This is a genomic window from Sphingomonas sp. AC449, from assembly GCF_979253475.1.
In genome coordinates, this window is record NZ_CEEDCZ010000005.1 from 110303 (window position 1) to 136674 (window position 26372).

Below are 26372 nucleotides of genomic sequence, written 5' to 3' on the forward strand. Positions count from 1 at the left end.
GCCAGCTTCAACGCCGCCGCGGGCAATCGCATCGTTATTACACGAAAACGGTATGGAGGGGACGGCGCCACATCCGCCAGCCTATGTCCGGCCTAAAGATCAGCGGCCATGCTTGCGACCAAGACATGGCTTGACCGGCTTTACTGGAACCTGCAGACGAGTGCAGGCGCATACAGTCTGAAAGTCATGCCTCCGCCCAAGAACTTGCGCCGTTTGTCAGAAATGAGGCGGCGCAGATCGGCAGCATGTATCACACGGGTCTTGCCAAGACCTGTTACGCATAGGCCAGCATCAACGCCAACGCGATCAGCATCCAAATGACGATGCTGATGGAAAGGCCCACGACAAGCCCGAACATGGCCTGCGGGGCATCGTGGTACGACGGCGGTTGTATCACAGAGCGGTGAAGCTCATTCATGGCACTCTCCTCAGCGGTCATATCGCTCGCTTTGTCTCAACATGGGACAGGGAGGGCCAGAAATCAAACAAAAATATGCAATTACGCGAAATTTTCGAACGAAACTTCTATTGTGAAGCCACCATGTATTCGAGTCTTGGGTGATTTTGAAAAACCCAACCAATCCAATGGGCAGCGCTGTGAACTTAATAGTAACGGCAGGAAGTGAAGTTAAGAGGCAAGTCAGACGACAATAAAAAATCGTTTATAACCGGAGGCGCGACACTCTTATTATTCCGGTGTTGTAAGAATATGGCGAACCGTCGGAGCCGGCGGCGATCGACAAATAGTCCTCGGAGCGCTTGCAGGAGCAGCAGCGCGGCTCGAAGCAGTCGGTCGGCACAAGCGCGAGGCGAATGCCGTGTGTGAATTGTCCGACTAGTACCGCCCCAAAGCAACTACCGCTCGCGTTCGCCCGGGGGTGGCCATGATCTCCTCGGGGCATCGCACGCGCCGTCGACCAATGACTGGTGTTCCGGTCATGGTCGGATCGTTAAACGGGGGAGGGTCGCGGTCATGCGTGGACCGTCGGCGAGCGGCGGCGGGGGCGTTGTGATTCGCACCCGCCGCAGCGTCGGGCGCGCGACGCGGACGCGCACGAACCGCGCGCTTCATGCTCCTCGCATCGCCGTGGTCAGCGTTTCCGCACGAACTCCGCGCGCAGCACCAGCCCCTTGATACCCTCGTATCGGCAGTCGATCTCCTGCGCGTCACCGGTAAGCCGGATCGACTTGATCAGCGTCCCGCGCTTGAGCGTCTGACCTGCGCCCTTGACGGTCAGGTCCTTGATCAGCGTCACCTGGTCGCCGTCCGCGAGGACGTTGCCGACCGAATCGCGGACGACGACGCCATCCTCGCCAGCATCCTTGTCCGCCCCGGCGCCTGCGGCCACCCACTCGCCGGTCGCCTCGTCATAGACATAGCTGTCCTCGGCGCCGGTCCCGGCCGTCGTCTCGGACCCGCTCATTTCAGCGTCGTCATCTCGACGGGCTTGCCCTTGGTCGTCGGGTTCGCAGCGTTCGCCTTGGGCGCCTTTTCGGCCTTGGGCTTGCGCACTTCCTTGTTCGACTTCTTCTGGCTCTTGGCCATGATGCTGCCCCTTTGACGGAGCGGAGCGCCCCGGTGCCGCCATGCTACACGGTCACGGTGCCGCACGCGCGCATATTCGCGGGCGTGCGTGCCAACCGGAGGATCGCCCGGGATCGCAACCTCGACCCCGCCGGCGCGTTGAGGAAGGTCATGAAGGCGGGGATGCGATGCATATGATGACCAGGCTCGTTCCCATCGCGCTCGCGGCGTTCGCGCTCACGGGCTGCGGCAAGGCCGACGATCGGGCGCAGGCCGACGCGGTCGGAAACTTTACCCCGCCGGCGATGCGCGCGCCCAAGCCGATGGCGGGGCAGGCGCAGACGACGCCGATCACCGCCTATGTCGGCAAATATCCGCACGACGCAGTTGGCGGCGTCGATTTCTTCGACCGGACCGAGGTCGCGAACGCGTTGATCGAGGCGGTCGGCGACGACAAGGTCCGCACGCTGATCCGGACCCGCGACGGTCCCGAGACGCCGATCTTCCGGCGCGGGCCGCGCGTCGCTGCCTGGGGCTGCGAGCAGCATAATTGCGGCGATCACAACTGGATGTTCGCGGTCGCCGCGGACGCGAGCCAGGCCGGTGATGCCGATGCCGGGCGACCCGAGGCCTGTTATCACGATGCGGACAGCATGGGCGATCGCAGCCGCTGGTATGGCGATGGCGGACCGACCTTCCGTCCCGGTTCCTGTCCGTCGGAAGGATAAGCAATGCTCGAACATCTTCCCGCGTGGCTCGGTCATGCAATGCAGGGGTGGCGCGCGGGCGCCGATGCGGTCGTGATCGCGCAACCCGACCTCGCCGCTGGTGCAACGGCTGATGCGCAGCTTGCGTCGCTCGACCTGTCGAGCCCGGCGTTTGCGCCCGACGCGCGCCTGCCCGAGCGCTTTACCGCGGACGGTGACGGTGTCTCGCCGCCGCTCGTCTGGGGTGCCGCCCCGGCGGGCACCGCGGCGTTTGCGCTGATCGTCGAAGATGCCGACGCGCCGACGCCGCAGCCACTCGTCCACGCGGTCGTGTGGAACATCGCTGCCGACGCAAACGGTCTTGCCGAGGGTGCGATCGTCGCCGATGGCGCCGGCCTCGCGAACGCTGCGATGCCCGGGGATGTCGGCCGCAACTCATATCTGCGCGAGGGATGGCTGTCGCCCGACCCACCGACCGGGCACGGGCTCCACCGCTATGTCTTCCAGCTTTTCGCGCTCGACTCCGCACTCGGGGATCCGGGGACGTCACCCGGTCGATCCGCCTTCGTCGAGGCGATAAAGGGTCATGTGCTCGCCGCGGGGGTCCTGGTCGGGACCTATTCGCGCGAGGAGGAGGTGCCGGTCGGACCGGTGTCGTCAGGCGTGCTCGCCTGACCGGATCGGCGCGTGCCGATACCCTGTGTCAGATGAACGCAGCGCTGTGCGTCGTGATCAGCAGGACGGTCGTTGAAAATGCGGCGAGGCCGATCAGCAGGCTGCGGGCCATGGTGTGTCTCCGGTTGTACGGGATGAGGTGAAAGCGGCGCGTGGCTCAGGCGATCGGGACAATCGGCGCGGCGGCGCTGACGGCGATTGCGGCGAAGACGACCGCGCCGACGAACGAGACGGCGATGCGCTTGGCGGCTTCGATACGGGCGGAAGCGAAGAGGAAAGTCATGATGGTGGTCCCTGTGATGTCGGCGTCCGGACCATCCGGCGTCGATATCCAGGGCTTTGCATGCAGCGTGCCAATTCAGCATGTCACTGAAACGAGCCAATATTGTTTGTGCGGCCTCAGCTAGGCAGCAATTTACGCCATGCCGACCGGCCGGATATCCCATTTATCGGCGCGGTTGACGCCGCACCCGGTCAGGCGGTGCACACCCGATCGCGACCATCGCCCTTGGCGGTGTACAGAAGCCGGTCCGCGCGCAGGAACGCCGCCTCCGCGGTTTCGTCCGCGTGGATCGCGGTCACGCCTGCGGAGAACGTTACCTGCCCCAGCGGCCGGTCGGTCTCGCGGTTGCGGAACCGCTTTGCCGCGACCATCGCCCGAACCGAATCGAGCAGCGCGGCGGCATCGCTCAGGCTGACGCCCTGCATCAGCACCGCGAATTCCTCGCCGCCGTGACGGACGACGAGATGCCCACCGCATCCCTCGGCGATGGTCTGCCCGATGACCGTCAGGACGCGGTCGCCGACGCCGTGGCCGAATGCATCGTTGACGCGCTTGAACCGGTCGACGTCGCAGACCGCGAGGCAATAGGGGCCGGCGTCGAGGTCGCGCGCGGCGAACGCCTCGTCGAACGCGCGGCGGTTGGGCAGCCCGGTCAGCGTGTCGCGCCGGGCCGTGTCGCGCGCCTCGGCCAGCTTGGCACGCAACAGGTTGGTTTCCTCGGTCGCGGTCGCCAGCCGCACTTCGGATTCGCGGATCCGCTCGATCATCGCGCTGGTGATCCGCGTGATCTGGTCGATCTCCGCTAGTCCGGGCGCTATCGTGATCGCCGCGGCGCTCTCGGCGAGCTCGTGGCCAAGCCCGCGGGTCTCGGCATGGATCGTCTGCATGATCGAGGCGAAGTCGTTGACCTGCTCCTGCGTCTCGGCGACCAGCCGGTCCGCCTCGCCGTTGCGGACATCGGCGTCGCCGGTCGACACGGGGATCACGACCTGTCCGCCGAGCGCCTCGATATCCTTGCGCAACAGCCGCACGCCGCCCTCGGTCAGCCGCGCCACCGTGGCGGCAAGCGGACCATCGGGCGCGGCGAGCACGCTGTAGGCAAAGCTGTAATGCGCCGGTTCGGGGCTTAGTCGGTGGTCACGAAGAAACTGTCCGATCCGCTCGAACAATCCCTCCACTGCCATCGCCCGTGCGCCCTGCGCATCTCGCATGTTATCGCCCCCGATTCGGCTTCAAGATAAACCCGAAAAGGTTAGTAAGCGATGACGATTAATGCGTTATCGCCGGTTAAGGTTCTCGACTGCGGCAAGCGTCGTCGTGACGTGATCGGTCGGGTTCATGTTGTCGTGGACAAAGGCGACGCGTCCGTCCTTGCCGATGACATAGCTGGTCCGCTTCGTCACGTTGCGACCCAGCACTTGCTTCCCCAGCGCGACGTCATAGCCCGCGACGACCTTTGGTCCGGCGCTCGCGACCGCGAACTTGCCCGCGCACTTCTCTGCCGAGAACTTGCTGAGCGTCTCGACATTGTCCGCCGACATGCCGATCACCGTCGCACCTGCCTTGGTGAAGGCGGGGATCGCCTCGGCAAAGGCATGCGCCTCGGCGTTGCAGCCGCCCGTGTACGCCGCCGGGAAGAAATAGAGGACGACGGGACCCTTTTTGAGCTGTTCCGCCAGGTGGACGGTGAAGACCTTGCCCGCGATCGCGCCACGGGTGGTGAAGTCGGGAGCCTTGGCGCCGGGCGCCAGCGCCGCGAATGCCGGTGCGGCAGTAAGAAGAGCGACGGCGGCGAGAGTCGAGACGAGGCGCATGGGCGATACTCCGGTTGGATCGCAATGACCTACGCCGCGCCGTGCGCCTCGTCCATTGCTCATGACGGCGTGCGCCGATAGGCAGGGGAAATGCCAGTAACCCAAGCCGATATCGACCTCGCGCACCGCCTCGCGGATGCTGCGGGCCACGTCATCCGACCCTATTTTCGCCATGAGCACGGCGTCGAGATCAAGGACGACCAGTCCCCCGTCACGCGCGCGGACCGTGAGGCCGAATCGGCGATGCGCCGGTTGCTCGACGCCGAACGCTCGGGCGACGGCATCGTCGGCGAGGAGTTTGGCGAAAAGGTCGGTGTCACCAACCGCAAATGGGTGCTCGACCCGATCGACGGGACGCGCAGCTTCACCGTCGGCCGTGCGATCTTCGGGACGCTGATCGCGCTCGTCGAGGATGGCTGGCCGGTGCTCGGAATCATCGACCAGCCGGTCCAGCGCGAACGCTGGGTCGGCGTGGCGGGGCGGCCGACGACGCTCAACGGCGTCCCGGTACGCACGCGCGCCTGTCGCGATCTCGCGGGATCGACGATCGCCACGACCAGCCCGCATCTGTTCGGCGAGGGTGATGTCCCGCATTATCTCGCGCTGGTCGCTGCCATATCGGGCGGCAATCCGCGGCAGGGGCCCGTCTATGGCGGTGACTGCTACAATTACGGTCTGCTGGCGAGCGGCCATCTCGACGTCGTCTGCGAATCCGGTCTCCAGCTCTACGACTTCGCCGCGCTGGTTCCGGTCGTCGAAGGCGCCGGCGGGATGATGTGCGACTGGAACGGCGACCCGCTGACCGCCGCGAGCGAGGGCCATGTGCTCGCGATCGGCGACCCGGCACGGCTCGATGACGTGCTCGAGGCGATGCACCGGATCGCGGGCGATGCGCACGACCACAGCGACCACGACCACTGAGGCCGTCTTGACGGCCGACGGTCGTCAGGCCTCGTACCCAGTCTGATATCCGTCATCCCGGCGAAAGCCGGGACCCAGGGACACGGAACTGTCGCTAACTGCGCGGACCGAAACCATGGGCTTCGGCGTTCGCCGGGGTGACGGGGGGAAGGTGGGGCGAGCGACGCGGTCGCGACCAAAGCCACCACCACGCCGTCAGAAGATCCCGAGAAACTTCTTCTTCTGCCCCTTCTTCTCGGCTTCCGACGTCTTGCCATCCTCAGCCTTGGCCGTCGTTCCCCGGCCGACATCGTCACGCGCCTCGCCCTTGGTCGTCCGCTGCGCCTTGGCCGTAGCACCCGCCAGCACCGGGCCGCACGCGGTGGCCTTCGCATCGCCGACATCGACAAAGGCGAGGATCCCCGCCACCGGCGTCGCCACCAGCGCAAGTCCCAGCCCGCTGCCGACCCGCGCGAGCAGGTCCTTCGAGATGACGCTCATCCTGGGCGCCGCGAACACGCCGCCGAACCCGACGGGCGACTGTCCGGCGAACAGGCTGAACTTCTTCGAATCGGCGCGGAAGGCCAGGTCGACCGCCTCGTTGCGGAAGCTGAACCCGCCGCGGCCTACGATCACGTTCTTGCGCGTGTCGATCAGGATCGGGTCCGCCGCCGCGACGCCGCCGCGCACCGTAAAGCCGATCAGCCCGCAATTGACCTGCACGGGTTCGTCGAGCTTGCCCTGGAACATCCGCTGCGCAAACGTGCCGATGTCGAGCTCGGCGAGCTGGACGTTGCGCACCGACAGCGCGCCCGACGGCATCACGAACGCGATCCGCCCGCGCGACGACGCCAGCGAATCATGGATCGAATCGCCGCGACCATCGAGCTTGATCCGCCCCTTGATCGTCCCCGTCGTCCCCGCCTCGGCCAGGCCATAGCCCTCGAGCAGCCGCCCCAGCGGCGTCGGGGCAAGGCGGATGTCGTAGGACACCGCGCTTGGCCGCGACCGCGTGTCGAAGACCACGTCGGACGCGACGTTGCCGCGTGCCATGGCAAAGGTCAGCGGCGACAGAGCAAGCCGCCCGCGCTCGAGGTCGAGCGTCAGGTCGACGTTCGAGATCGGGATGTTCTTCGACCGGACCACCCCGATCGTCCATTTCAGATCGGCGTCGAAGATCCGCATCGTCTCGACCGGGAAATTCCCATCGGGCAACAGGCGTTGCGCGCCCGCGCCGGTCGCGGCGGCAGCCGCCACCGCGCCCTTCGCCTCGACGATATCCGGATTATAGCCGATGAACGGCGCGGCATCGACGATGTCGAGGCTCCTGGTCGCCAAGACCGAATCGAGATGGATACGGTCACCATTGGTGATGGTCAGCTTGCCCGCCAGATCGGTCTTGCCCGCGATGCCGGTAATCCGCGTGAAGCGGTATTTCTCGCCGGTCTTCACCATCTGCCCGCGCAGGCGATAGGTCCGTGTATTCGGGATCGCGACGTCGATGACGCCGAGCAGCGTCGACAGGTTGGCGCCGCGTGCGGTTACCGCAAGCGGCACGTTCTCGACATCGGCGATGCTGGGCAGCGTGCCGGCGACATCGATGACGTTCCCGGCCGCGCGCATCCGCGCGACGAGCTTGTTCTGCCCGCGGTTGGCAGTGGCGTCGGGCGACAGGAGCTGCGCGGTCACCGTGAACGGCGTCTCGCGCAACCGTCCGGTGCCTTTCAGTCCGACCGCGCGACCGATCGTCGCGTCGACCGAGCGGATGTCAGCGACGTCGAGATTGGCGAGCACGCGCATCCGCGGATCGAGATAGCGCACGCTCGTGCCCGTCACCGTCGCCACGTCGATCCGCGGGAATTCGAGCGGCTTGCCGCCCTTCTTGTCGCTGAACGTCCAGGTGTTGGCGCTATGCGCCGCGTTCCATTCCAGATCGACCGCACCATCGACCAGATCGAGCCAGTAGAGCCGCCGCTTGCCGAAGATCAGCGACAGCGGCGCGATCCGCGTGTCGAGCTTCTCCGCCTGGAACAGGTTGGGGCGGCTCGCCCAGTCGGGGTTCGAGAGCGTGAAGCGCTCGGCATAGAACTTGATCCGGAACGGCGCGAAATAGAGCTGAAAATCGCCACGGACGGTGACCGTGCGGTGAGTCAGCGACCCGACGATCCGCTCGAACGGATGCTTCAGGAAGCGGCCCTTGGTGATGTAGAGCACCAGCCAGATCGCCGCGATCACCGCGACGATCCCGATCAGGACGTTGCGGACGATCCGCCGCACCCGGCGCGGACGCGCCTGGGTCGGGGCAGGGGAGGCGATCGGCTGCGGCGCGCTTTGGTCCATGAAAGAACGTATCGCATGGCGGGCGCTGCGGTTCCAAATGGTGGACAATGGCGCCACGCCCGTCTATGCGCCCCGCTTCCTCGAAGGGATACGCGTTCGACGAATCGCCCGGCCAGTGTGGGCTGCCGCGGCGATTTCAGCGTCCTCCTTCGTCAACCGAAAGGATAAAAATGCCCAAGCTGAAGACCAAGAGCGGCGTCAAAAAGCGCTTCAAGCTCACCGCCACCGGCCTGCTCAAGCACGGCGTCGCCGGCAAGCGTCACCGTCTGGCGCATCACAACGGCAAGTACATCCGTCAGAACCGCGGCACCAAGCTGCTGTCCAAGGCCGATACCGCAGCAGTGAAGGCCTGGGCGCCTTACGGCCTGCGTTGAGCTGAGAAGGAATTAGACAATGGCACGCGTAAAACGGGGTGTTACCACCCGCGCCAAGCACAAGCGTATTTTGGTTCAGGCGAAGGGCTATTATGGCCGTCGCAAGAACACCATCCGCATCGCCCGTCAGGCCGTCGAAAAGGCCGGGCAGTACGCTTACCGCGACCGCAAGGTTAAGAAGCGCACGTTCCGTGGCCTGTGGATCCAGCGTATCAACGCCGGCGTCCGCGCCGAGGGTCTGACGTACTCGCAGTTCATGCACGGCGTGAAGCTTGCGGGCATCCAGCTCGACCGCAAGGTCCTGGCCGACATCGCGATGCACGAGGGCGCAGCCTTCAGCGCGATCGTCGCCCAGGCGAAGGCAGCACTTCCCCAGGCCGCGTAAGTCGCGAACTGCAGGTGAGGTTCGAAAAGGGCGCCGGTGGGAAACCACCGGCGCCCTTTTTCGTGTTCATCGATTGCGTCTTCGGGACGAACGCCCCCCATCCGTCATCCCGGCGAACGCCGGGACCCATGGTTACGGCGGACCCGGCGAGAACGTGCTACCATCACCCGCCCGCTACCGTGGGTCCCGGCGTCCGCCGGGATGACGGGGTTGTAGTGACGGATGTAAAAGATCCGGACGCGGGCGCAAAAAGGGGGAGCACCGGACATGCGCGAAACCTTCCAGCCCTGCGGCTACATCCTCGCCTCCCGCCGCCACGGCACGCTCTACATCGGCGTCACCTCAAACTTGCTCGCACGGCTGGTTCAGCACCGCGAGGGGTTGATCCCCGGCTTCACTCGCCGGTACGGCATCAGGCGTCTCGCTTATTACGAGATGTTCGACACGATGGAGGCCGCGATCGTTCGCGAGAAGCGGCTGAAGGACTGGCGAAGAGCGTGGAAGATCGAGCTGATCGAAGCGCGCAACGAAAATTGGGACGATCTGGGTATCGGTCTGGGGCTGCCCCGCCTGTCCGATCTGCCGACCGAACCCGCCCTGGGAGTATGACGTGACGCAAGACCTGAACCAGATGCGCGAACACATGTTGACGGCGATCGCCGCGGCATCCGGCCTCGACGCGCTGGAGGCGTGCCGGGTCGAGGCGCTCGGCAAGCAGGGCACGATCACCGCGCTGCTCAAGACGCTCGGCAAGATGACCCCCGACGAGCGCCTCGTGCAGGGCCCGCTCATCCAGGGGCTGCGGGAGGCGGTTGCGAACGGCATCGCTGAACGGAAAGCGACGCTCGAACGCGCCGCGCTCGACGCGCGCCTCGCCAGCGAAACGCTCGACATGACGCTCCCCGCCGATGCGCCGATGCCCGGCACGATCCATCCGGTCAGCCAGGTCATGGACGAACTCGCCGAGATCTTCGCCGACCTCGGCTTCGCGGTCGCGACCGGGCCCGAGATCGAGACCGACTGGCATAATTTCTCCGCGCTCAACATCCCCGAGACGCATCCGGCGCGCGCGATGCACGACACCTTCTATCTCCAGCAGGGGATCGACGCGAAGGTCGCGGGCACCGCCGACGAGAAGACGACCTTCTCGCTGCTCCGCACGCACACCTCGCCCGTCCAGATCCGCACGATGTTGTCGCAGAAGCCGCCGATCCGCATCATCGCGCCGGGCCGCACCTACCGCTCGGACTCGGACGCCACGCACACGCCGATGTTCCATCAGGTCGAGGGCCTCGTGATCGACAAGGGCATCACGCTCGGCCACCTGAAATGGACGCTCGAGACGTTCGTGAAGGCGTTCTTCGAGCGCGACGACATCGTGCTCAGGATGCGCCCGAGCTATTTCCCGTTCACCGAACCCTCGGTCGAGATCGACGTCGGCTACACGCTCGTAAAGGGCAAGCGCGTCGTCGGTGGCGCGGAGCCCGACGGCTGGCTCGAGATCCTCGGCAGCGGCATGGTCCATCGGAAAGTGATCGAGGCGTGCGGGCTCGACCCCGACGATTGGCAGGGCTTTGCGTTCGGCTGCGGGATCGACCGGCTCGCGATGCTCAAATACGGCATGGACGACCTCCGCCCGTTCTTCGACGGCGATATCCGCTGGCTGAAACATTATGGTTTCTCGAGCCTCGACGTCCCCACTTTGTCGGCAGGAGTCGGCGCATGAAGTTCACGCTCAGCTGGCTCAAGCAGCACCTCGAAACCACCGCCACGCTCGACCAGATCGTCGACGCGCTGACGCGTATCGGCCTCGAAGTCGAAGGCGTCGAGAATCCCGGCGAGAAGCTTGCCGCGTTCAAAATCGCCAAGGTGCTCAGCGCCGAACGCCATCCGCAGGCCGACAAGCTGCAGATCCTGTCGGTCGACGCCGGTGACGGCCCGCTCCAGGTCGTCTGCGGCGCGCCCAACGCGCGCGCGGGGCTCGTCGGCGTGTTCGGTGCGCCCGGCGCCTACGTCCCCGGTCTCGACGTGACGCTCAAGCTCGCGAGCATCCGCGGCGTCGAATCGAACGGCATGATGTGTTCGACGCGCGAACTGGAGCTCGGCGAGGATCATGACGGCATCATCGAGCTGCCCGCGGACGCGCCGATCGGCACGCCGTACCCCGATTATGCCGGGCTGACCGATCCCGTCATCGACGTCGCGATCACCCCCAACCGCCAGGACTGCATGGGCGTCCGCGGCATCGCGCGAGATCTCGCCGCAGCCGGCATGGGCACGCTCACGCCGCTGATCTTCGATCCGATCGTCACCGACGGCGCTGGCCCATCGGTCCGCACCGAAGACACCGCCGGCTGCCCCGCCTTCTTCGCCCAGACCGTCACTGGCGTGCGCAACGGCGAGTCTCCCGACTGGATGCGCCGCAGCCTGCTCGCGATCGGCCAGAAGCCGATCTCCGCGCTCGTCGACATCACCAATTACCTGATGATCGACCTCGGCCGCCCGCTGCACGTCTATGACCGTGCCAAGCTGTCGGGCGGGCTCGTCGCGCGGAAAGCCAAGCCCGGCGAACAGGTCGTCGCGCTCAACGGCAAGACCTACACGCTTGACGCCAGCATGACCGTCATCGCCGACGACGTGGCCGTGCACGACATCGGCGGCATCATGGGCGGCGAGCATTCGGGCGTCTCCGCGGAGACCACCGACGTGCTGATCGAATGCGCCTATTTCGATCCCGATCACATTGCGCGCACCGGCCAGGCACTCACGCTCACCTCCGACGCGCGCAGCCGGTTCGAACGCGGCGTCGACCCCGCCTTCCTCGACGACGGCCTCGCGATCGCCACCGCGCTCGTGCTTCACGTCTGCGGTGGCACCGCGAGTGAGGTCACGCGCTCGGGCGAAGCGCCGTCGGAGCCGCGCGTGATCCACTACGACCCGCGCCTCAGCGCGGATCTCGGCGGGTTGCACGTCGCCCCCGAACGCCAGGCGCGCACGCTGCTGTCGCTCGGCTTCACGATCGGTGCGATCAAGAGCGCGGATGCGTTCAGCGACGCGCTGTTCTCGACGATCGAGGGCAAATGGCCGGTCACGGTCCCGAGCTGGCGCCGCGACGTCGACGGCCCCGCCGATCTCGTCGAGGAAGTCGTCCGGATCGAAGGCATCGACAGCATCCCTTCGACCCCGCTCCCACGCATGCCCGGCGTCGCCAAGCCGACCGCCACCCCCGAGCAGAAGCTCGAGCGTCGCGCGCGCCGCGCCGCCGCAGCCCGCGGGCTCGACGAGGCGGTGACGTGGAGCTTCCTCTCTGAGGCCGAAGCCGCACCGTTCGGCGGCGGCGCGTGGACGCTCGCCAACCCGATCAGCGAAGACCTGAAGGTCATGCGCCCGTCGCTGCTCCCCGGCCTGCTCGCCGCAACGGGGCGCAACCTCAAGCGCGGGCAGCAAAACGTCCGCCTGTTCGAGATCGGCCGCCGCTACCTCGCCGACGCCGAACGCGCGACATTGGGCGTGGTGCTGGCGGGCGACCGCCGCCCGCGCGGCTGGCGCGACGGCAAGGCCGCAAGCTTCGACGCCTATGACGCCAAGGCCGAAGCGATCGCGCTCCTCGCCGCCTCGGGCGCGCCGGTCGACAATCTGCAGGTGATGGGGGAGGCGGGCGATGCGTGGCACCCGGGCCAGTCGGGTACGCTCCGGCTCGGGCCGAAGACGGTGCTGGCAAGCTTCGGCATGCTCCACCCGTCGGTGCTGAAAGCGTTCGACCTCGACGGCGCGGTGGCGGCGGTCGAAGTCTATCTCGACGCGATCCCGCCAAAGCGCGCCTCAGGCTTTGCGCGTCCCGCCTACACGCCGCCAGCGTTGCAGGCGGTCCGCCGCGACTTCGCGTTCCTCGTGCCGGCGGCGCTTGCGACCGACGCACTGGTCCGTGCGGTCAAGGGTGCCGACAAGGTCGCGATCGTCTCGGCGCGCGTGTTCGACGTGTTCACCGGGCAGGGCGTCGAGGACGGCCACAAGTCGGTCGCGGTCGAGATCGTCCTGCAACCCACCGCCAAGAGCTTCACCGACGAGGAGATCAAGGCGATCGCCGACAAGGTCGTCGCTGCGGCAGCCAAGCAGGGCGCGAGCCTGCGCGGGTAACGCTCCCCAACACCTTTCGTCATCCCCGCGCAGGCGGGGATCCATACTGGCTGACCAAGCGATTCTAACGGGAGCGCTGCCACTCTGGATCCCCGCCTCCGCGGGGATGACGTGCGGCGTAGCGTACAAAATGGCCGACCGTAGCGGAGTACAGACATGACCGACCTGATCACGATCGCCAACGACCACCTGACCGCGCAGATCAATCCGCTCGGCGCCGAACTCACCTCGCTCAAGGACGCGGACGGGCGCGAGCTGATGACCAACGCCGACCCGGCCTATTGGACCGGCCACGCGCCGATCCTGTTCCCCGTCGTCGGCCGCCCCTACCGCGACACGATCCGCATCGACGGCACCGAATACCCGATGAAGCAGCACGGCTTCGCCCGCCGCATGGCGTTCGCCGTGTCCGAGCAGCAGCCCGGATCGGTCGCCTTCACGCTCGAAGCGACACCCGAGACGCGCGCGGTCTATCCGTTCGACTTCCGCCTGACGATCACCTTCGCGCTGACCGAAGCGACGCTGAGCGTCGACGTCGCGATCACCAACCCCGCCGAGCAGCCGCTCCCGGCGAGCTTCGGCTTCCACCCGGCCTTCGCTTGGCCGCTGCCTTACGGACAGGATCGCGCCGACCACCGCATCGTCTTTGCCGCCGACGAGCCCGACACGCTGCGCATGATCGCCGACGACGGCACGATCGCCGAGGGCGAGCGTCCCTCGCCGCTGGAGGGCCGCACGCTGCGCCTGCGCGACGACCTGTTCGCGAAGGACGCGCTGGTCTGGGACACGGTCCGCTCCGACTCGGTCACCTATGGCGCCGAGCACGGCCCGCAGCTGCGGATCGATTTTCCCGACACGCCCAAGCTCGGCCTCTGGACCAAGCCCGGCGCGGCCTATGTCTGCGTCGAACCCTGGCACGGCATCGCCGACCCCGAAGGCTATACCGGCGAGTTCCGCGACAAACCCGGCGTGTTCGAGGTGGCGCCGGGGGACACGAAGACCATCACCCTACGCGTGACGCTGATGGCCTGACCTCGCCAATTCCGTTCGTGCCGAGTAGAGACCGAGCGAAGTCGAGGGCTCGTATCGAGGTACATGCCCCTCGATACGGCTTCTCGACAGGCTCGAAGCCTACTCGGGACGAACGGTCAGTTGTATTCAGTCTTGGGAAGGACGCGCCCCTCTGTCCTACACGCCCCGCATCTGCCAATAGCACGCGATGATCGCTGCAAGCCTTCTCCTCCCGCTCCCGCCGCGTCCCGCGCGGGGAGGGGATTCCGAGCGGTACGTCGCCTGAACTTCCTTAACTTCCGAGCCCCGACTCGGCGCCCCGGACCCGCATCATGACCCAATTTCCCCGCCGCACCTTCGCGATCATCTCGCATCCCGATGCCGGCAAGACCACGCTGACCGAGAAGCTGCTCTATTTCGGCGGCGCAATCCATCTCGCCGGCGAGGTAAAGGCGCGCGGCCAGAACCGCCGCGCGCGCTCCGACTGGATGAAGATCGAGCAGCAGCGCGGGATCTCGGTCACGTCGTCGGTGATGACGTTCGAGCGCCAGGGCATCACCTTCAACCTGCTCGACACGCCGGGCCATGAAGACTTCTCCGAAGACACGTATCGCACGCTGACCGCGGTCGATTCGGCGGTCATGGTGATCGACGCCGCCAAGGGCATCGAGCCGCAGACGCGCAAGCTGTTCGAGGTCTGCCGCCTGCGCAACGTGCCGATCATCACCTTCGTCAACAAGGTCGATCGCGAGGGGCGCGACCCGTTCTCGCTGCTCGACGAGGTCGCCGAGATGCTGCAGCTCGACGTTTGCCCGATGAGCTGGCCGGTCGGCATGGGTGGTGAGTTCGAGGGCGTGTACGATCTCTATGCCAACACATTGAGCCGCCCCGAAGGCGACAGCCGCGAGTTCATGGGCAAGGCGATCCCGTTCGCGGGCATCGACGATCCGGAGCTTGCCAAGATCCTCAGCCCCGAAGGCATCGTCCGCCTGAACGACGAAGCCGAACTCGCCCAGGGCGGGTATTCGAGCTTCGACGCCGAGGCGTATCGCGCGGGCAATCTGACCCCGGTCTATTTCGGCTCCGCGCTCAAGGACTTCGGCGTCGCCGAACTGATCGCCGCGCTCGCCGACTACGCTCCGCCACCGCGCGCGCAGCCCGCCGAGCCCGCCCCCGTCTCGCCCGACGAGTCCGAAGTCACCGGCTTCGTCTTCAAGGTGCAGGCGAACATGGACCCCAACCACCGCGACCGGATCGCGTTCATGCGGCTGTGCTCGGGCGTGTTCAAGCGCGGCATGAAGCTGACCCCAACGGGCCACGGCAAGCCGATCGCGGTCCACTCGCCGATCCTGTTCTTCGCGCAGAACCGCGAGCTGGCGGACGAGGCGTTTCCGGGCGACATCATCGGCATCCCCAACCACGGCACGCTGCGCGTCGGCGATACGCTGAGCGAAAAGGCCGCGATCCGCTTCACCGGCCTGCCGAACTTCGCACCCGAAATCCTGCGCCGAGTCGTGCTGAAGGATTTCACCAAGACCAAGCAGTTGCGGAAAGCGCTCGACGACATGGCCGAGGAGGGGGTGACTCAGGTCTTCTACCCCGACATCGGCTCGAACTGGATCATCGGCGTCGTCGGGCAGCTTCAGCTCGAAGTGCTGCTGTCGCGGCTCGACGCGGAGTACAAGGTCGCCGCCGGGCTCGAACCCGCGCCGTACGAAACCGCGCGCTGGATCTCGGCGGAAGACCCGCAGGAGCTCAAGACCTTCGCCGAGATCAACCGCGGCGCGATGGCGAAGGATCGCGACGGGAACCCGGTGTTCCTCGCCAAGAGCGCGTGGGAGGTGAACTATATCGCCGATCGCTATCCCAAGATCCGCTTCGCCGCGACGCGCGAGCGGTAAGGGGGCTGCGACCGCTATCCGTCGTCATCCCCGCCCCCGCGGGGGTGACGAACCGGGTGGTCGGGGGTCAGTCCGCCGCCAGCGCCTCGGCCAGCATGGCGCGGATGGCGCGCAGCGCGGGGATCGGCGACTCGGCCTGCGCGATGATCTCGGCGGGGCTGGGGATCGCAGGCGGGGTGCTCTTCTCGCCCGCCAGCAACTGCTGGACGCCGCGCACGGTGTAGCCGTCGCGGTTGAGCAGCTCGTCGATCCGCCGCACCAGTGCGACGTCCTCGACCCTGTAGTAGCGACGGTTGCCGGCACGTTGCAGCGGCCGCAGCTGTGGGAACCGTGTTTCCCAGTAGCGCAGGATATGTTGCGGCAGGCCCGTCTCGACCGACAGCTCGCCGATCGTCCGAAACGCGGTAGGGGCCTTGCCGGAGGTCTCCGGCATCGTCGGACGTCTAGTCCGCGCCGACAATGCGCTCGCGCATCATCTGGCTGGCGCGGAACGTCAGGACGCGACGCGGAGCGATCGGAACCTCGACGCCGGTCTTGGGGTTGCGGCCGATGCGTTCGCCCTTGTCGCGCAGGACGAAGGTGCCGAAGCCGGAAATCTTGACATTCTCGCCGCTGGAAAGCGCTTCGCACATCTCGACGAGGATCTGCTCGACGACCTTCGATGCGTCCGCCCGTGAGAGGCCGACCTCGCGATGGAGGGACTCGGCGAGATCCGCACGCGTTAGGGTACCCGTCATTGTCATTCCGCAAACTCCCACACCCAGCCCGTATCTACACAAGCGCCGGGATCATCGGAAGTGCTATATCTGACAAATCGCAAATGGGTTTCAATTGCGATTAGAACCGGATGACCGCTGCCCCCCAGGTGAAGCCGCCGCCCATCGCCTCGAGCACGACGATCTGTCCCTCGCGGATGCGTCCATCGCGGACTGCGACGTCGAGCGCGAGCGGGACCGAGGCGGCCGAGGTGTTCGCATGCCGGTCGACCGTGACGACGACGCGCTCCGGGGGGAGCCCGAGTTTGCGCGCGGTCGCATCGAGGATGCGCGCATTCGCCTGATGCGGGACGACCCAGTCGACCTGGTCCGCCGAGAGCCCCGCCATCGCGAGCGACTCGGTCATGACCGATGCCAGATTGGTGACCGCGTGGCGGAACACCTCGCGGCCCTTCATGCGCAGCTTGCCGACGGTCCCGGTGGTCGAGACGCCGCCATCGACGTACAGCAGCTGATTGTGCCGGCCATCGGCGTGCAGCTTGGTCGTCAGGATGCCGCGGCCGCCCTCGTCGGCGGTGTCCTGTGCCTCGAGCACGATCGCGCCCGCACCGTCACCGAACAGCACGCAGGTCGTCCGGTCCTCCCAGTCGAGGATGCGGCTGAACGTCTCGGCGCCGATCACCAGCGCGCGCTTGGCGACGCCGCTGCGGATCATGCTGTCGACGACCTGCACCGCGTAGAGGAAGCCCGAGCAGACCGCCGCGACGTCGAACGCGACGCAGTCGTCGATCCCGAGCATCGCCTGGACCTTGGTGGCGGTCGCGGGGAATGTCTGATCGGGCGTCGCGGTCGCAAGCACGATCAGGTCGATGCCCTGCGCGTCGATACCCGCTGCGGTCAGCGCGGCACGGCATGCATCGGCCGCGAGCGTCGCGGTCGTCTCGCCTTCGCCCGCGATATGGCGAAACCGGATGCCGGTACGCTCGACGATCCATTCGTCGCTGGTATCGACCTGCGCCGCGAGTTCCGCGTTCGATACGCGGCGTGCGGGAAGCGCCGACCCGGTACCGGTGACGACGGAGCGGATCATGCGGCTTCCTTGACGTTGCCCAGGTCGTCGCTGATGCGGCGGACCAGATCGTTGCGCACCATCTTGGCGGCATTGCCGATCGCCGTCGCCACGCCGCGCTCGTTCGCGCCGCCATGGCTTTTGACGACGATGCCGTTCAGCCCGAGAAAGACGGCGCCGTTGTGATTATTGGGGTCGAGATGATCGCGCAGCAGTTCGGTTGCCGGCCGCGAGATGAGGAACCCCAGCTTCGAACGGACCGAACTGCGAAATGCCCGCTTGAGCAGGTCGGCGACGAACCGTGCGGTTCCCTCCGCCGTCTTCAGTGCGATGTTGCCGGAAAAGCCGTCACAGACGACGACGTCGAAATCGCCGCGCGACAGCCGGTCACCCTCGATGAAGCCTTTAAAGTCCATGTCGAGCTTGGCCGCGGTTCGCAGCAGTGCGGCGGCCTCCCGAATCTCGTCGGTGCCCTTCATGTCCTCGCTGCCGATATTGAGCAGCGCGACGCGGGGGTGCGGGATATCGAGCGCGGTCCGGGCATAGGCGGCGCCCATGACCGCGAACTGGACGAGGTTGCGCGCGTCGCACTCGGTATTCGCGCCAAGGTCGAGCATGACCATGTCGGTATCGCCGAGTGTCGGCAATCGCGCGGCCAGTGCAGGCCGATCGATCCCGGGGAGAGTCCGGAGCGACAGCTTCGCCATCGCCATCAATGCACCGGTGTTGCCGCTCGACACCGCTGCTGCGGCGCGACCCTTCTTCACCAGATCGATGGCGATTCCCATCGAGGTCGTCTTGGCACGCCGAATCGCCTGGCTCGGCTTGTCGCTCGAACCGACGACACCGGGGGCGTGGACGATCTCGGAATTCTGTTCGAGATTCGGATGGTCCTTGAGACCTTCGCGAATCGCCGACTCGTCGCCGACCAACAGGAAGCGCATGCCGTCGAACTGGCGTCGCGCACGCGCTACGCCAGCCAGCATCACCGCCAGCCCGTCATCGCCACCCATCGCATCGACGGCGATCCAGGCGCTGTCGGGCATGCTCACGTCCTTCGCTCAGGTGAGGGCTCAGCCCTCGACCGAAAGGATTTCGCGACCGTTATAGTGGCCGCAAGACGTGCAGAGGTTGTGGGGGCGCTTCAGTTCGCCACAGTTCGGGCACTCCTGGAATGCCGCGATCGTCAGCGAATCGTGGCCACGGCGCATGCCGCGCTTGGAGGGCGAGGTTTTTCTCTTGGGGACGGCCATTTCGGCACCTTGTTCTTTTAAAAGGTCGGGGCTCCGATAGGCCCGGACGTGGAAGTCGGCAACCGACTGTTAAGGTCGGCCGCGTGAGCTACCATACGGCCTGACGCATCGCGAAGCGTGGCGCTATAGCGATAATCGCCTGCGTTGCAAGCATCGTGGCGGGGTGGCACGGGGTACGGCACTGCAAAAATCAAGGAACGACCAGCATGATCCTGCCCGTAACGCTGACGATCGCCGCCGCGGCGGCCATCGTCAATCTCTGGCTCGCCTTCCGGATCGTGCCGACACGGCTGAAGAACAAGATTCTGCTCGGCGACGATGGGAACACGCTGTTGCAGGGACGGATGCGCGCGCAGGCCAATTTCGTCGAATATGCGCCGTTCATCCTGATCCTGTTCGCGCTCATCGAACTGGGCGGCGGGTCGCCGACGCTGTTGTGGATCACGGGCGTCGCCTTCGTCCTCGCGCGTGTCGCGCATGCGTTCGGCATGGACCGCCCGACCTCCAATCTGCCACGCGCGTTCGGCGCATTGGTGACGTGGGCGGTGATGGCATTGCTCGCGGGCTGGGCGCTCGCGATCGCCTATCAGGGGCATGTCGTACCCGCGGCAACGACCTTCCAGCTCGTTCCGACGGGGGGGCGCGCATGACCCGGTCGCATCGTTTCCTCGGCACGGCCCTCGCCGTCGCGGCGACGGCGATCGCGGCACCAGCGCTCGCGCAGCAGACGGTCTCGCCCGAACGGCTGTCGGCGGACGTGAAGACGCTGGCGTCGGACGCATTCGAGGGTCGCGCGCCGGGGACGCCCGGCGAGACCAAGACGATCGACTGGCTCGTCGCCCAGTTCAAGGCGATGAAACTCGCGCCTGGCGGCCCGGACGGCAGCTGGACGCAGGCCGTGCCGCTCGTCCACACGCGGATGGGAACGGGCACGGTTACCGCAGGGGCGCAGACGCTGACTCAGTCGCGCGACGTCTATCTGAGCACCGTGCGCGGCGTCGACCGCGTCGCCATCGCCAACGCACCGATGGTCTTTGTCGGCTATGGCGTGACCGCGCCGGAGCGTGGCTGGGATGACTTCAAGGGGCTCGACCTCAAGGGCAAGGTCGCGGTCTTCCTCGTCAATGATCCCGATTTCGAGGCGACGGCCGGCGACGATGCAAAGGGCCGGTTCGGCGACCGCCGGATGACCTATTATGGCCGCTGGACCTACAAGTTCGAGGAGGCGGCGCGCCGCGGTGCGGTCGCGGCGTTGATCGTGCACGACACCGCGGGGGCGGGCTATGGCTGGGATACGGTCAAGGCGCCCGCCGGCGAGAATTACGACATCGTCCGCAGCGACCCGACCTCGCGAATCCTGCTGCAGGGCTGGATCGAGGGGGCCGCCGCGACCAGGCTGTTCGCCGAATCGGGGCAGGACCTCGCGGCGCTGCGAAAGGCGGCGCGGCGCAGCGACTTCCGCCCGGCCGTCCTGAAGCAGGCGTTCAGCGTCGATCTGCCCGTGCGGCACGACACCGCCGAAAGCCGCAACGTGCTGGCCAAGCTGCCCGGCAAGACGCGTCCGGACGAGGTCGTGATGTTCGGCGCGCACTGGGATGCCTATGGCATCGGTGCACCCGATGCGCAGGGGCGCACGATCCGGCCCGGCGCCAACGACGACGCGCTTGGCGTGGCGGGCGTGCTCGAACTCGCGCGGACCTTTGCAAAGCGCCCGCGCACCGACCGCAGCCTGGTCTTCGCGCTGTGGAGCGGCGAGGAACGGGGCCTGCTCGGCTCGGAAACCTATGCGGTCGATCCGGTCTATCCGGCAGCGAAGACCGTCGCCAACCTGACGCTGGACATCCTCCAGACCGCAGGCCCCGCCCGCGACGTCCTGTTGGTCGGTGCCGGGCAGAACAGCCTCGAGGACATGCTGGGCGATGCCGCCAAGGCACAGGGCCGGGTGGTCACGCCCGAGGCGCTTCCCGAACGCGGCCTGTTCTACCGTGCGGACCATTTCGCGGTGGCGCGTCGCGGTGTGCCGACGCTGCTGCTGATGGCGATCAGCGGCGCGTCGGATCTCGTCACGGGCGGTCGTCCTGCCGGGCAGGCGTGGCTCGACGGCTATATGAAATGCTATCACCAGACCTGCGATGCCTGGAGCAAGGACTGGGACCTGCGCGGCGCGGCGCAGGACGTTGCGCTGTTTCAGACGATCGGGACGACGCTTGCGAACGGCCGGGCCTGGCCCGAATGGCGCGAAGGGTCCGAGTTCAAGGCGATCCGCGCCGAAAGCGCAGGCGAACGCAAGTAGGTCGCGACGCGGCAGGCGTCCCCCCCCCGCCTTCACGGGCGTGGGACGCCTGCCGGTACCGCGCCGGCGTCAGGCGGCGAGCGCCCGGTCGCTCACGAACATGTTGTTCGCCCGCTCGTGCGCGAACGTGCTCGCCGCGCCGTGTCCGGGAATGAAGCTCGTGTCGCTGCCGAGCGGCCAGAGCTTTTCGACGATCGACTTGATGAGGATCTGGTGATTGCCGCCCGGCATGTCGGATCGCCCGACCGATCCCTGGAGCAGCACGTCGCCGACCTGCGCGAACTTCGAGGGCGCATGGTGAAAGATCACATGGCCTTCGGTGTGCCCGGGTGTCTCGTAGACATCGAGCGAAAGATTGCCGATCGTGACGACATCGCCCTCGACCAGCCAGCGATCGGGTTCGAAATTGACGCCGGCGATGCCGTATTTCGGCCCGTCCTGATCGAGCCGCTGCAACCAGAACCGATCGGCTTCGTGCGGACCTTCGATCGGCACCGCGAGGTCGTCCGCAAGCGCCTTCGCCTCGCCCGCATGATCGATATGTCCATGCGTCAGCAGGATCTTTTCGACCGTCACGCCCGCCTGCGCGATCGCGGCCCTGATCCGCGGCAGGTCGCCGCCCGGATCGATCACCGCCGCTTTCATCGTGCTCGTGCACCAGATCAGCGTGCAATTCTGCTGGATCGGCGTGACCGGAACAATCGCGGCGCGAAGCGGCGGAACGGCGGGGGTCTTGGGCGTCTGTGTCATATGTGCAAAATAGGGCGTTGGGCGGTTTCGGGCAATCGCCGCTTGCGGTCGGCCGCTCCGCCCGTGCAACAGGGACAGCGATGTTTACCGCGCCTTTTGTCCTGCTCGACGATGCCCGCGAGAATGGGGCACCCGCACGCCTGTACCGCGCGCCGGTCCGAATCGTGCGCGCCGATACCCCGGAAGCGGTTCGTCCGGCACTGGACGCCTTGCGCGCCGCCACGGCCGAGGGCCTCCACGCCGCCGGGATGATGAGTTACGAGGCCGGCATGGCGCTCGCCCCGCGCAGCATCCGCCCGGACAAAGCTGCCCCCGAGACCGCCGAGACGGACCGCCCCGCGCGTGCGCCGCTGCTGTGGTTCGGGCTGTTCGACGGGTACGAGACGATCGCCGCGGACGCGGTCGCGCGGCGCCTGCCCGATCCGGCGGGCGCGTGGGTCGGTACGGCGCAACCGCAGATCGATCGCGACGCGTACGGTGCGCAGATCGCGCGTGTCCTCGCGCTGATCGCCGCGGGCGACATCTATCAGGCGAACCTGACCTTTGCCGCGGTTGTACCCTATGCGGGTGATCCGCTTGCGCTCTACGCCGGCCTGCGCGGTCAGGCGCGGGCCGGTTATGGCGCGCTGATCGATACCGGGACGCAGGCGATCCTGTCGCTGTCGCCCGAGCTGTTCTTCGGTCTCGAGCATGACCGGCTGACCTGCCGGCCGATGAAGGGGACGGCCCCCCGCGGTGCGACGCCCGATGCCGATCGCGCCGCCGCGGCTGCGCTCGCCGCCGATCCGAAGCAGCGCGCCGAAAACCTGATGATCGTCGACCTGATGCGCAACGACCTGTCGCAGGTCGCGCACGACGTCGCGGTCCCCGACCTGTTCAGCATCGAGACCTATCCGACCGTCCACCAGATGACGTCGACCGTGACCGCGACGCTCGACTCGGCGCGCGACGCGGTCGACGTCATCGCGGCGCTGTTTCCCTGCGGATCGATCACCGGCGCGCCGAAGCAGCGCGCGATGGAGGTCATCGCGGAGGTCGAGCAGGGCCGCGACCGGGGCGCGTACACGGGCGCGATCGGGTGCATCGACGCGAATGGCGACGCGATGTTCAACGTCGCGATCCGCACGCTGACGATCCACGACGACCACGCGGTGATGGGGCTCGGATCGGGGATCGTTGCGGACAGCGTCGCGGACCAGGAATGGCAGGAATGCCTCGACAAGGCGGCGTTTCTCACGGCAGGCCGACGGCCGCTCGACCTGATCGAGACGATGGCGTTCGACCCCGATCACGGGCTGTTGCGCCTCGAGCGTCATCTTGCGCGGCTGAGTGCCAGCGCCGCCGCACTCGGTTTCGCGTTCGATCGTCATGGCACGCGCAATGAGCTCCAGGCGGCGACGTTCCGGCTGCGCGGCCCCCGGCGGATCCGGCTGCTCGTCGCCGCATCGGGCGCCGTCGCGATCCAGGTCGGCCCGATGCCGGTCTCGCCCGCGCGGATCGAGGTGGCGGTCATGCCGCTGCCGGTCCCGACCGCGGACATCCGGTTGCGCCACAAGACCAGCGACCGCGCATTCTATGAGGACGCGCGGCGGCAGGCGGGCACGTTCGAGGTGGTGTTCGAGGATCCACACGGGTTTCTGACCGAAGGCAGCTTCACGTCGATCTTCGTCCCGCGCGCCGATGGCATGCTCGTGACACCGCCGGCCGGGCCATTGCTCCCCGGGATCCTGCGCGCCGAGCTGATCGCGAACGGCACGGCGGTCGAGGGGCCGCTGACGAGAGCGGACCTCAGGCATGGTTTCTACATGGGAAATGCAGTGCGCGGCCTCATTCCCGCGATCGTTGCGGTTGCGAAATCCGCCGATCGGGGGGTATAGCCGCCGCGAATGCCGCGGGCGAGCTCTGCGGACAACCGCAGAGGTTCCATCATGCACGCATCCGCCGCGCTCGGTCGCATCAGCCCTTCGCCGACGCTCGCGATCACCAGCCGCGTCCTCGAACTGAAGCGCGCGGGCGTCGACGTGATCGGGCTGGGCGCGGGCGAACCCGATTTCGACACCCCCGACTTCATCAAAGAGGCCGCGATCCAGGCGATCCGCGACGGCAAGACCAAGTACACGAATGTCGACGGCACGATCGAGCTGAAGCAGGCGATCGTCGCCAAGTTCGCGCGCGACAACGGCCTGATCTACACCACCGACCAGGTCAGCGTGAACGTCGGCGGCAAGCACACCTTGTTCAACGCGATGGTCGCGACGATCGATCCGGGCGACGAGGTCGTGATCCCTGCACCCTACTGGGTCAGCTATCCCGACGTCGTGCAGTTCGCCGGCGGCGTCCCCGTGATCGTCAAGGCAGGCCCCGAGGTTGGCTACAAGCTCGATCCCGCGGCACTCGACGCGGCGATCACGCCCAGGACCAAGTGGGTGATCCTCAACTCGCCGTCGAACCCGACCGGCGCCGGCTACACGATCGACGAGCTCAAGGCGCTCGGCGCGGTGCTGGCGAAGCACCCGCATGTCTGGATCTTCGCCGACGATATGTACGAACATATCGTCTATGACGGCTTCAAGTTCGCAACGATCGCCGAGGCCTGCCCCGAGCTGTTCGAGCGCACGCTGACCGTCAATGGCTGCTCGAAGGCCTATGCGATGACCGGCTGGCGGATCGGCTATGCCGGCGGCGCGGCGTGGCTGATCAAGGCGATGGCGAAGCTCCAGTCGCAATCGACCTCGAACCCGTGCTCGATCGCGCAGGCCGCCGCGGTCGCCGCGCTCAACGGCGACCAGTCGTTCCTTGCCGAGCGCAACACCGCGTTCCAGGGCCGGCGCGATCTGGTCGTGTCGATGCTCAACCAGATCGACGGCATGCACTGCCCGACGCCGGAGGGCGCGTTCTACGTCTATCCGTCGTTCGCCGCGCTGATCGGCAAGACGACGCCGAACGGTCGCCTGATCGACACCGACGAGGCGATGGTCGGCTATCTGCTCGACGACGCCAAGGTCGCGGTGGTGCAGGGTGCGGCGTTCGGGCTCAGCCCGGCGTTCCGGATCAGCTATGCGACCTCGGACGCGCTGCTGCGCGAGGCGTGCACGCGGATCCAGACGGCGTGCGCCGCGCTGCGGTAAAGGCCGGGCCACGGTAGCGGCGATGGCGGCGGGCTGACACGATCGGACCCGCTCCCGCAACATTGGCGACACGTCGCGACATCTGCCGGCAACCCTGCCGGTAGATGAACCGATCGGCCATGCCGCGTTAATCGAGAGTTTCTAAAAACGGCATTGTCGAAACCCGGCGTCTAACCGACATGCCGGTACGTAGCTGACGTGATCTTCACGATGACGCCGGTACCAATTCAACAGGAGCGCATGATGCGCAGTCTTATCAAGTCGAGCTTTCTTTGGCAGTTCACCGGCGGTTTCATGCTGGGCGCACTTGGTCTGCTTGCACTTCAGCCCGCCGAGGCGAAGCATGATTTCGAGCGTCACGTGACAAGCATCGTTCAGGGTCAACGCTGATCGGCCTTTGTTTACAACGGCTTGGAAATCATCTGCGTGCTCACCACATAGGGTGACATGAAAACGCCCCTCATCGCCACACTCGCCGTCCTCGGTATCGCCGGCGCGGTCATCTCATCCGGGACAGCACAGGCCGAGCGTGCGGTGATCATCCCGGCGGTCAAGGCGGACGTCGCACCGACGCCCGGGATCCAGACGGCGATCCTCGCAGGCGGGTGCTTCTGGGGGATGGAGGCGGTCTTCGAGCATGTGAAGGGCGTCAAGGCGGTCACCGCGGGCTATGCCGGCGGGACCAGGGATACCGCAAGCTACGACAAGGTCTCGACCGAGACGACGCGGCATGCCGAAGCGATCCGGGTCAGCTATGATCCGCGCGCGGTCAGCTATGGGACGTTGCTGCGCGTGTATTTCTCGATCGCGCACGACCCGACGCAGCTCAACCGCCAGGGCCCCGACAGCGGCACCAGCTATCGTTCCGCGATTTTCCCGCAATCACCGCAACAGGCGAAGGTTGCCCGCGCCTATATCGCGCAACTCGACCAGACGCGCGCGTTTCCGCGTCCGATCGTCACCAAGGTCGAGGCCGGCAATTTCTTCCCCGCCGAGGCCTATCACCAGAACTTCTTCGACCGAAACCCGACGCATCCGTACATCGTCGCGTGGGACAAGCCGAAGCTCGCGGCATTTCGCGCGGCGTTCCCGACGATCGCGAGCTGACGTC

29 protein-coding genes are annotated in these 26372 nt (G+C 66.7%); 16 read left to right on the forward strand and 13 right to left on the reverse strand.

Annotation, left to right across the window (positions count from 1 at the left end):
• Positions 1–274 precede the first annotated feature (274 nt).
• The 3 genes from AC0CH3_RS10635 to AC0CH3_RS10645 form a co-directional block, all read right to left on the reverse strand.
• Positions 275–418, reverse strand: a complete 144-nt coding sequence (locus AC0CH3_RS10635; RefSeq protein ID WP_333995592.1) for a hypothetical protein — start codon at positions 416–418, stop codon at positions 275–277.
• 673 nt (positions 419–1091) lie between these two features.
• Entirely contained in the window at positions 1092–1424 is a 333-nt protein-coding gene (locus AC0CH3_RS10640; RefSeq protein WP_056018050.1) for an alkylphosphonate utilization protein, read from the reverse strand.
• A complete protein-coding gene (locus AC0CH3_RS10645; RefSeq protein ID WP_268795884.1) occupies positions 1421–1546 on the reverse strand; it encodes a hypothetical protein in 126 nt (41 codons plus the stop codon). Before AC0CH3_RS10645 ends, AC0CH3_RS10640 begins: the two co-directional genes overlap by 4 nt.
• Before the next feature lie 176 nt (positions 1547–1722).
• Between AC0CH3_RS10645 and AC0CH3_RS10650 the strand changes: the two genes are divergently transcribed.
• Together AC0CH3_RS10650 and AC0CH3_RS10655 are read left to right on the forward strand one after the other, a co-directional pair.
• Entirely contained in the window at positions 1723–2253 is a 531-nt protein-coding gene (locus tag AC0CH3_RS10650) for a hypothetical protein (protein WP_465237882.1), read from the forward strand.
• Between the two features lie 3 nt (positions 2254–2256).
• Positions 2257–2907 (forward strand): YbhB/YbcL family Raf kinase inhibitor-like protein, encoded by a 651-nt coding sequence (locus AC0CH3_RS10655; protein WP_465237883.1) that lies wholly within the window; start codon positions 2257–2259, stop codon positions 2905–2907.
• Positions 2908–3064: 157 nt separating this feature from the next.
• Here AC0CH3_RS10655 and AC0CH3_RS10660 read toward each other — a convergent pair whose 3' ends face one another.
• The 3 genes from AC0CH3_RS10660 to AC0CH3_RS10670 all read right to left on the reverse strand — a co-directional run bounded on the left by AC0CH3_RS10660 (position 3065) and on the right by AC0CH3_RS10670 (position 5004).
• A complete protein-coding gene (locus tag AC0CH3_RS10660) occupies positions 3065–3190 on the reverse strand; it encodes a hypothetical protein (RefSeq protein ID WP_268795883.1) in 126 nt (41 codons plus the stop codon).
• Positions 3191–3381: 191 nt separating this feature from the next.
• The gene (locus AC0CH3_RS10665; RefSeq protein ID WP_056018046.1) at positions 3382–4401 is read right to left on the reverse strand and encodes a GGDEF domain-containing protein; all 1020 of its coding nucleotides are present in this window, start codon (positions 4399–4401) and stop codon (positions 3382–3384) included.
• Positions 4402–4467: 66 nt separating this feature from the next.
• Positions 4468–5004, reverse strand: a complete 537-nt coding sequence (locus AC0CH3_RS10670; protein ID WP_056018044.1) for a peroxiredoxin — start codon at positions 5002–5004, stop codon at positions 4468–4470.
• Between the two features lie 90 nt (positions 5005–5094).
• On the opposite strand from AC0CH3_RS10670, the gene AC0CH3_RS10675 reads away from it, so the two are divergent.
• Entirely contained in the window at positions 5095–5925 is an 831-nt protein-coding gene (locus tag AC0CH3_RS10675) for an inositol monophosphatase family protein (RefSeq protein WP_465237884.1), read from the forward strand.
• Positions 5926–6120: 195 nt separating this feature from the next.
• Here AC0CH3_RS10675 and AC0CH3_RS10680 read toward each other — a convergent pair whose 3' ends face one another.
• Complete coding sequence (locus AC0CH3_RS10680) at positions 6121–8244, reverse strand: AsmA family protein (protein WP_465237885.1); 2124 nt, start codon at positions 8242–8244, stop codon at positions 6121–6123.
• 170 nt (positions 8245–8414) lie between these two features.
• Between AC0CH3_RS10680 and rpmI the strand changes: the two genes are divergently transcribed.
• The 7 genes from rpmI to AC0CH3_RS10715 all read left to right on the forward strand — a co-directional run bounded on the left by rpmI (position 8415) and on the right by AC0CH3_RS10715 (position 16052).
• Positions 8415–8618: a 50S ribosomal protein L35 gene (gene rpmI, locus AC0CH3_RS10685; RefSeq protein WP_031395289.1), complete on the forward strand. Its 204-nt coding sequence runs from the start codon at positions 8415–8417 to the stop codon at positions 8616–8618.
• A 19-nt stretch (positions 8619–8637) separates the two neighbouring features.
• Entirely contained in the window at positions 8638–9003 is a 366-nt protein-coding gene (rplT, locus tag AC0CH3_RS10690; protein ID WP_131587380.1) for a 50S ribosomal protein L20, read from the forward strand.
• 267 nt (positions 9004–9270) lie between these two features.
• Positions 9271–9612 carry a GIY-YIG nuclease family protein gene (locus AC0CH3_RS10695; protein ID WP_465237886.1) on the forward strand — a complete coding sequence of 114 codons (342 nt, stop codon included), beginning with the start codon at positions 9271–9273 and terminating at the stop codon, positions 9610–9612.
• A gap of 22 nt (positions 9613–9634) precedes the next feature.
• A complete protein-coding gene (gene pheS, locus AC0CH3_RS10700; RefSeq protein WP_465237907.1) occupies positions 9635–10729 on the forward strand; it encodes a phenylalanine--tRNA ligase subunit alpha in 1095 nt (364 codons plus the stop codon).
• Entirely contained in the window at positions 10726–13140 is a 2415-nt protein-coding gene (gene pheT / locus AC0CH3_RS10705; protein WP_465237887.1) for a phenylalanine--tRNA ligase subunit beta, read from the forward strand. Before pheS ends, pheT begins: the two co-directional genes overlap by 4 nt.
• A gap of 156 nt (positions 13141–13296) precedes the next feature.
• A complete protein-coding gene (locus AC0CH3_RS10710; RefSeq protein WP_465237888.1) occupies positions 13297–14172 on the forward strand; it encodes an aldose 1-epimerase family protein in 876 nt (291 codons plus the stop codon).
• A 311-nt stretch (positions 14173–14483) separates the two neighbouring features.
• Positions 14484–16052 carry a peptide chain release factor 3 gene (locus tag AC0CH3_RS10715; RefSeq protein ID WP_465237889.1) on the forward strand — a complete coding sequence of 523 codons (1569 nt, stop codon included), beginning with the start codon at positions 14484–14486 and terminating at the stop codon, positions 16050–16052.
• Between the two features lie 67 nt (positions 16053–16119).
• Here AC0CH3_RS10715 and AC0CH3_RS10720 read toward each other — a convergent pair whose 3' ends face one another.
• The 5 genes from AC0CH3_RS10720 to rpmF form a co-directional block, all read right to left on the reverse strand.
• Positions 16120–16485: a MerR family transcriptional regulator gene (locus AC0CH3_RS10720; RefSeq protein ID WP_465237890.1), complete on the reverse strand. Its 366-nt coding sequence runs from the start codon at positions 16483–16485 to the stop codon at positions 16120–16122.
• Between the two features lie 10 nt (positions 16486–16495).
• Positions 16496–16795: an integration host factor subunit alpha gene (locus AC0CH3_RS10725; protein WP_056018029.1), complete on the reverse strand. Its 300-nt coding sequence runs from the start codon at positions 16793–16795 to the stop codon at positions 16496–16498.
• A gap of 94 nt (positions 16796–16889) precedes the next feature.
• Entirely contained in the window at positions 16890–17858 is a 969-nt protein-coding gene (locus AC0CH3_RS10730) for a beta-ketoacyl-ACP synthase III (RefSeq protein ID WP_354300846.1), read from the reverse strand.
• Positions 17855–18883 carry a phosphate acyltransferase PlsX gene (gene plsX, locus AC0CH3_RS10735; RefSeq protein ID WP_354300848.1) on the reverse strand — a complete coding sequence of 343 codons (1029 nt, stop codon included), beginning with the start codon at positions 18881–18883 and terminating at the stop codon, positions 17855–17857. Before plsX ends, AC0CH3_RS10730 begins: the two co-directional genes overlap by 4 nt.
• Positions 18884–18910: 27 nt before the next feature.
• Positions 18911–19090: a 50S ribosomal protein L32 gene (rpmF, locus tag AC0CH3_RS10740; protein WP_031438822.1), complete on the reverse strand. Its 180-nt coding sequence runs from the start codon at positions 19088–19090 to the stop codon at positions 18911–18913.
• 206 nt (positions 19091–19296) lie between these two features.
• On the opposite strand from rpmF, the gene AC0CH3_RS10745 reads away from it, so the two are divergent.
• Together AC0CH3_RS10745 and AC0CH3_RS10750 are read left to right on the forward strand one after the other, a co-directional pair.
• Positions 19297–19740, forward strand: coding sequence for an MAPEG family protein (locus AC0CH3_RS10745; RefSeq protein WP_056018025.1), 444 nt, complete (start codon positions 19297–19299; stop codon positions 19738–19740).
• On the forward strand, positions 19737–21383 hold the full coding sequence (locus tag AC0CH3_RS10750; protein WP_465237891.1) for a M28 family metallopeptidase: 1647 nt from the start codon (positions 19737–19739) through the stop codon (positions 21381–21383). The genes AC0CH3_RS10745 and AC0CH3_RS10750 overlap by 4 nt, the downstream gene beginning before the upstream one ends.
• A 69-nt stretch (positions 21384–21452) precedes the next feature.
• Here AC0CH3_RS10750 and AC0CH3_RS10755 read toward each other — a convergent pair whose 3' ends face one another.
• Complete coding sequence (locus AC0CH3_RS10755) at positions 21453–22133, reverse strand: MBL fold metallo-hydrolase (protein ID WP_354300852.1); 681 nt, start codon at positions 22131–22133, stop codon at positions 21453–21455.
• Between the two features lie 80 nt (positions 22134–22213).
• Between AC0CH3_RS10755 and pabB the strand changes: the two genes are divergently transcribed.
• The 4 genes from pabB to msrA all read left to right on the forward strand — a co-directional run bounded on the left by pabB (position 22214) and on the right by msrA (position 26368).
• Positions 22214–24010: an aminodeoxychorismate synthase component I gene (pabB, locus tag AC0CH3_RS10760; protein WP_354300854.1), complete on the forward strand. Its 1797-nt coding sequence runs from the start codon at positions 22214–22216 to the stop codon at positions 24008–24010.
• A gap of 51 nt (positions 24011–24061) precedes the next feature.
• On the forward strand, positions 24062–25261 hold the full coding sequence (locus AC0CH3_RS10765) for a pyridoxal phosphate-dependent aminotransferase (protein ID WP_354300856.1): 1200 nt from the start codon (positions 24062–24064) through the stop codon (positions 25259–25261).
• Between the two features lie 243 nt (positions 25262–25504).
• Positions 25505–25651 (forward strand): hypothetical protein, encoded by a 147-nt coding sequence (locus tag AC0CH3_RS10770; RefSeq protein WP_235532254.1) that lies wholly within the window; start codon positions 25505–25507, stop codon positions 25649–25651.
• 57 nt (positions 25652–25708) lie between these two features.
• Positions 25709–26368 carry a peptide-methionine (S)-S-oxide reductase MsrA gene (gene msrA / locus AC0CH3_RS10775; protein ID WP_354300859.1) on the forward strand — a complete coding sequence of 220 codons (660 nt, stop codon included), beginning with the start codon at positions 25709–25711 and terminating at the stop codon, positions 26366–26368.
• The last annotated feature ends 4 nt before the right edge of the window (positions 26369–26372 follow it).

Excerpts from the sequence above, each read along its gene's own strand:
- msrA (WP_354300859.1), top strand. The coding sequence starts at position 25,709 with ATGAAAACGCCCCTCATCGCCACACTCGCCGTCCTCGGTATCGCCGGC.
- AC0CH3_RS10665 (WP_056018046.1), bottom strand. The coding sequence starts at position 4,401 with ATGCGAGATGCGCAGGGCGCACGGGCGATGGCAGTGGAGGGATTGTTC.
- AC0CH3_RS10635 (WP_333995592.1), bottom strand. The coding sequence starts at position 418 with ATGAATGAGCTTCACCGCTCTGTGATACAACCGCCGTCGTACCACGAT.
- AC0CH3_RS10675 (WP_465237884.1), top strand. The coding sequence starts at position 5,095 with ATGCCAGTAACCCAAGCCGATATCGACCTCGCGCACCGCCTCGCGGAT.
- AC0CH3_RS10730 (WP_354300846.1), bottom strand. The coding sequence starts at position 17,858 with ATGATCCGCTCCGTCGTCACCGGTACCGGGTCGGCGCTTCCCGCACGC.
- AC0CH3_RS10695 (WP_465237886.1), top strand. The coding sequence starts at position 9,271 with ATGCGCGAAACCTTCCAGCCCTGCGGCTACATCCTCGCCTCCCGCCGC.
- AC0CH3_RS10765 (WP_354300856.1), top strand. The coding sequence starts at position 24,062 with ATGCACGCATCCGCCGCGCTCGGTCGCATCAGCCCTTCGCCGACGCTC.
- plsX (WP_354300848.1), bottom strand. The coding sequence starts at position 18,883 with ATGCCCGACAGCGCCTGGATCGCCGTCGATGCGATGGGTGGCGATGAC.
- rplT (WP_131587380.1), top strand. The coding sequence starts at position 8,638 with ATGGCACGCGTAAAACGGGGTGTTACCACCCGCGCCAAGCACAAGCGT.
- AC0CH3_RS10660 (WP_268795883.1), bottom strand. The coding sequence starts at position 3,190 with ATGACTTTCCTCTTCGCTTCCGCCCGTATCGAAGCCGCCAAGCGCATC.
- AC0CH3_RS10680 (WP_465237885.1), bottom strand. The coding sequence starts at position 8,244 with ATGGACCAAAGCGCGCCGCAGCCGATCGCCTCCCCTGCCCCGACCCAG.
- AC0CH3_RS10670 (WP_056018044.1), bottom strand. The coding sequence starts at position 5,004 with ATGCGCCTCGTCTCGACTCTCGCCGCCGTCGCTCTTCTTACTGCCGCA.
- pheT (WP_465237887.1), top strand. The coding sequence starts at position 10,726 with ATGAAGTTCACGCTCAGCTGGCTCAAGCAGCACCTCGAAACCACCGCC.
- AC0CH3_RS10770 (WP_235532254.1), top strand. The coding sequence starts at position 25,505 with ATGCGCAGTCTTATCAAGTCGAGCTTTCTTTGGCAGTTCACCGGCGGT.
- AC0CH3_RS10710 (WP_465237888.1), top strand. The coding sequence starts at position 13,297 with ATGACCGACCTGATCACGATCGCCAACGACCACCTGACCGCGCAGATC.
- AC0CH3_RS10750 (WP_465237891.1), top strand. The coding sequence starts at position 19,737 with ATGACCCGGTCGCATCGTTTCCTCGGCACGGCCCTCGCCGTCGCGGCG.
- AC0CH3_RS10640 (WP_056018050.1), bottom strand. The coding sequence starts at position 1,424 with ATGAGCGGGTCCGAGACGACGGCCGGGACCGGCGCCGAGGACAGCTAT.
- AC0CH3_RS10720 (WP_465237890.1), bottom strand. The coding sequence starts at position 16,485 with ATGCCGGAGACCTCCGGCAAGGCCCCTACCGCGTTTCGGACGATCGGC.
- AC0CH3_RS10645 (WP_268795884.1), bottom strand. The coding sequence starts at position 1,546 with ATGGCCAAGAGCCAGAAGAAGTCGAACAAGGAAGTGCGCAAGCCCAAG.
- AC0CH3_RS10715 (WP_465237889.1), top strand. The coding sequence starts at position 14,484 with ATGACCCAATTTCCCCGCCGCACCTTCGCGATCATCTCGCATCCCGAT.
- AC0CH3_RS10655 (WP_465237883.1), top strand. The coding sequence starts at position 2,257 with ATGCTCGAACATCTTCCCGCGTGGCTCGGTCATGCAATGCAGGGGTGG.
- rpmI (WP_031395289.1), top strand. The coding sequence starts at position 8,415 with ATGCCCAAGCTGAAGACCAAGAGCGGCGTCAAAAAGCGCTTCAAGCTC.
- pheS (WP_465237907.1), top strand. The coding sequence starts at position 9,635 with ATGCGCGAACACATGTTGACGGCGATCGCCGCGGCATCCGGCCTCGAC.
- AC0CH3_RS10725 (WP_056018029.1), bottom strand. The coding sequence starts at position 16,795 with ATGACAATGACGGGTACCCTAACGCGTGCGGATCTCGCCGAGTCCCTC.
- AC0CH3_RS10755 (WP_354300852.1), bottom strand. The coding sequence starts at position 22,133 with ATGACACAGACGCCCAAGACCCCCGCCGTTCCGCCGCTTCGCGCCGCG.
- rpmF (WP_031438822.1), bottom strand. The coding sequence starts at position 19,090 with ATGGCCGTCCCCAAGAGAAAAACCTCGCCCTCCAAGCGCGGCATGCGC.
- AC0CH3_RS10650 (WP_465237882.1), top strand. The coding sequence starts at position 1,723 with ATGACCAGGCTCGTTCCCATCGCGCTCGCGGCGTTCGCGCTCACGGGC.
- AC0CH3_RS10745 (WP_056018025.1), top strand. The coding sequence starts at position 19,297 with ATGATCCTGCCCGTAACGCTGACGATCGCCGCCGCGGCGGCCATCGTC.
- pabB (WP_354300854.1), top strand. The coding sequence starts at position 22,214 with ATGTTTACCGCGCCTTTTGTCCTGCTCGACGATGCCCGCGAGAATGGG.